This window comes from Phormidium sp. CCY1219, assembly GCF_055795085.1.
In genome coordinates this window covers 1-4,062 of sequence record NZ_JAYFEQ010000242.1, presented here as the reverse complement: position 1 = coordinate 4,062, position 4,062 = coordinate 1, and the positions used below count along the sequence as shown (strand labels likewise).

General features: G+C 48.0%; 3 protein-coding genes. 1 reads left to right on the top strand and 2 read right to left on the bottom strand.

Annotated features, from left to right (window positions below):
• Positions 1-362: 362 nt before the first annotated feature.
• The gene (locus tag AC0QH1_RS02590; protein WP_324629231.1) at positions 363-2,867 is read right to left on the bottom strand and encodes a substrate-binding domain-containing protein; all 2,505 of its coding nucleotides are present in this window, start codon (positions 2,865-2,867) and stop codon (positions 363-365) included.
• 96 nt (positions 2,868-2,963) lie between these two features.
• Here AC0QH1_RS02590 and AC0QH1_RS02585 point away from each other — a divergent pair, with 96 nt between their 5' ends.
• Positions 2,964-3,173 carry a Nif11-like leader peptide family natural product precursor gene (locus AC0QH1_RS02585; RefSeq protein WP_324629230.1) on the top strand — a complete coding sequence of 70 codons (210 nt, stop codon included), beginning with the start codon at positions 2,964-2,966 and terminating at the stop codon, positions 3,171-3,173.
• Between the two features lie 67 nt (positions 3,174-3,240).
• On the opposite strand, the gene AC0QH1_RS02580 is transcribed toward AC0QH1_RS02585, so the two are convergent.
• Complete coding sequence (locus tag AC0QH1_RS02580; protein WP_324629229.1) at positions 3,241-3,984, bottom strand: hypothetical protein; 744 nt, start codon at positions 3,982-3,984, stop codon at positions 3,241-3,243.
• Positions 3,985-4,062 lie beyond the last annotated feature (78 nt).

Here is a 4,062-nt window from a genome sequence, read left to right as displayed (position 1 = left end):
TCCATTTCTACATAAAATCGATTGGCCGTAATATAGTTGAGGCCATGTGTCTGAGTAGAATTACTTTTCGCCATCGGTTCCCCCTAAATGTCGAACTCTCCCCCCCCCAATTTTACCCCCAGTTTAGAATTTCCCCCTCAGCAGCTATATTAGACCAAGGTCGAATATCATTGGTCGTTGGTCATTTGTCCTTTGTCCTTTGTCATTTGTTGTTTGTCATTTGTTGTTTGTCATTTGTTGTTTGTCATTTGTTGTTTGTCGTTTTTTATTGGTGATTTGTAATTAGTTTTTTTTTAATAGGTCATTTGAGGAAGTACCAATGACCAATGACCTGTTCTCCCATGACCAATGACCACCAAACCTTACCGTGGCGGTAAAGGATTGAGGGGAATTAGTCCAGTTTGATAAATCAAACGTTGAGCTTCGGTAGTTTTGAGGATTTCGGCAAATTTTTCCCCTACGGGTTCTAATCGATTGTCTCGCAAATAAATGATGCTTAAGGGATAAGCTAAGGGATAGCGGTTGTTGCGAAATGCTTCGGCGTTGGGGAAATAACTGCCTTTATCGTTACATAAATCGCTGTCTGGAGTGATGGGTTGATTGAGTTGGGGGTGAATTAGGGGAGAAATGGGGGAGGAATTATCTCGAGCGATCGCCAATGGATAGACGGAACATTGACCGAAGACTTTGCTCAAACTGCCAAATCCAATACTGCCAATAGTATTATCTTCAAAATCGCGAATCACTTGTCGCAACATGGCGAAGGTGGAAAGGGAGGTAATTCTCGCGGGGGTGACGGCGAAACTTCCCGGTTGTGTCTGGTTTTGGCGTAAGGCGCGAAACTGAGCGATCGCGCCTCTATCTTTTAACACCCTCGACTCGAACATCCTTACCGCTTCTTCTTCTACAGGCACATACAATTTTATCTCTAAATCCGGTCCGCCCAGTTGCGACCAATTGGTAATCTCTCCAGTGTAAATTTGCCGCAATTGCTCGAATGTAATGGTTCCATTTAACTCGTGAGGCAAGCTATTTTCTCGCCGCGCATAGCTAAAGGGGACGAAAACCACAATCCCATCATAGGCAAATGCTTCGTACCCCAATTCGGTATAGAATAAATCCCCATAAACTGCTTTGGCGCTCAGGAGATTGGCGATCGCAAAATCGGCAGATTGAGACAACACTTGCGCGATCGCTTCAGTCGCGCTTGGTTCTTCTTGCGCGCGAAACGAAATCGGCGCGGGTTCTCCTTCTTCCCCAGGAGGACTTATCCGCAGTCTCAATTCTGACTCTAGAGTTTTCCCCCGCGCAATTAAATTCGGTTGGTCTAACACGTAATTCCAAATCCCACTCTCCACCGTGGTATAGATAAAATCTCCCAAGGGAATCCCCGCCACATTTTCAATACAGCACTGAGTTTGCTCATCGGTGGCCCTAGTTTCTTTTCGCGTAACCAGCCAATAAATCAGCAGTCCCAATAACACCACACCCAAAATCCCTAGGGAAACCCCCAAAATCCGCCGCCAAGGTTTCTTTTTCTCGCTTATCGGTTCGGTAATCAGTTCGTTTGGCGCAGATTTGTTCGCCAAACTAGACTGGATTTCCCCCGCGCTTATCGGAAGTTTCAATAACGTTTGGCGGGCATTTTCGGCACTGTGAAAGGGCAGGTTTCCGATTCCGATTAGATTTAAAATAAAGTTCTTCAAATCCCGATTGACAGGCGGCCAATCTTCTTCTACCGTGGGATTTAGCGGTCGTTCGGTTTCCAAATCCACCGCCGACCCGGCGAGCAAATAAAAGGCAATGTAGCCTAAGTCTTTTAAGTCTCGTTCTGGGGAAAGATTAACCGATTCTGGCAGGATGGGATGAAAGGGATTTTCCCACAGTCCTAAATCGCACAGATAGATAAAGAATCCCTGCAAATGGGGGACGATTAACAAACTATCGAGACTGAGATTTCCGTGGGCAATTCCCGGTTTGACGAGACCGGAGTGCAGGCGAAATTTTTGTCCGTGAAGAAATTGCAAGCTTTGCAATACTTGGTCGAGGGCTTGATACACTTGAAAGCTACTCAGCGGTCCGGTTTGCAATAAGTAGCTGGCGAGGGTGGGAAAGCTGTCGATTTTCCCTTGGGTGATGAGATAACAGCGGTTTTCTAGAGGAGAGGCGATCGCTTCTGTAGGAGTCAGCAGGCGCGGGTCTTGCACCCGACCATCAGCCAAACTCACCCGGGAAAACAGCAAAAATAACTCTCTTCTCTGACGGGTTTCTTCTTTATTAAAATAGCGTTTGGGGAACAGGTATTCTTTGATAACGACTGGTTGGCGATCGCTCAATTTTATCCCTTCGTACAATCGCCCCATATTCCGATAACCCAACAACCGTTCCACTTGATAGGTTCCCCGGCTTCCCTGAATTTGGGTCTCCATGGGCAACGGAACCGGAAACCCGCATTCCCGGCAAAATTTCGCTTTCGGTCGTTCTTCCTGCGTCTGTTGCGGCACTTCACAAGCAAGCGGGTTCGCGCGCAAGCAACTGTATTTCGGATAAAGCGGTTTTATCGGTTGGCGCAATTGCACCGGTGTGGGTTCGGCTTCTAACTCCGGGGCGAGTTGCGTTTCTTCCGCCGCTTCTGTCTCTTTTTTGAAGAGTTTAAAGGGCAGTTTGGACTTGAACTGAGGCAGTTTCGGCGGGCTAATTTTCAGGTGTTGCTTGACGAAGGGCACCATCCATCGCATTCGCATGGGCACCAAACGGGTAAGTCCGGCGGTAAATCCCCGCTTTACACCACTCGCTTTTGTGGCGGCGCGCGCTGCTTCTCTACGCCCCGCTTCTTTTAGCACTTCTTTGCCCAGTTTTTTTGACATGCTCTCCCTGTAAATCTTTACAAAACTTTTCTCGACAGTGGCGGCATTATTTTGCTATGCTAACCCTAGCAATTCCCTAGGCTTAGGATTGGAAAAATGGCACAAAATGAAGTAGTTAGGTTGTTTAGAGACGTTCAAGCCTATCCCGAACTGAAGGACAAGTACAATACGGCTTCTAGTTTAGAGGATTTAGTGGCAATGGCGCAAAAGGATGGATACGATTTTACTGTAGAAGAATGGCTAGAGGCGACAAGCTTTAAAGTAGAAGAATATAAATCCCAGCTTTCGGAAATTCCGGGAATTTAAGCTGATGGGAAAATGGCGATCGCAATTTTTCTCCCAAAAAGTCGCGATCGCCATTTTCCCCGGCCAACTACACCGCTTTCCCATCCACTTTTAACTTGCCGTTCGTTCGTTCTAGGTAAAGATCCGAGGCCAGGGGAGTCAATGTTAAGCCAAACTTGGGAAAATCAAATGTCGCCCCTTTGGCACTACTGATTAACGCCTGACGCAGGGAATCCAAGGCGGTGGTATATTCTACGGTTTCTTCCCCGGTTTTACCTGACAATTTTTGCTGTTGATTGCGATCGCTAATCAGGCGATTAATCTCCCCTTGAATTTGTTGCACGTGCCCGTCCAATCCGCCCGCCGTGCGAAACAAATCCGCCACTCGTTCCCGTTTCAAGGTTTCCAACCAGCGGGCCGGCTCCAGATAGGGGTCGGTGATATTGTGGCGATCGTCTACTGGCGCATGTCGCCCTCCCCCTGCCCGTTGAATCGTCTCGGAGTGTTCGTTGCCTTGCAATACTTCGAGACTCTCTTCTAACTGGGGATTAGCAGAAGTTTCTTCCTCCTCCGCCTGAAGCTGAATCCCTTCGGAATCCCTAGATTGCATGGAAAGCTCTTGCAATTGCGGTTCTTCTTCCGGAGGTAAAATCGAGATATTGGCCAAGTGATGACCGCCGGAAGGGGAGGTTTGTACCGTGGGGGCATCTGTGGCGCGCGAGGCGCTGTCGGCGCTGTGGGTGAAGGGACGCGATCGTATCGGCGAGTAAGATGTGGACGGCAAGGGAATTTTTTTCTTCTCTTTGCGTTGGATGCGAGTTCTGATTTTCATAGAAAATTAGGGGTTGGTAAGGGGGGCGAATGGAAACCCCTGTCATTTATGTATGGGGAGGAATTCGCCCCCCTTACA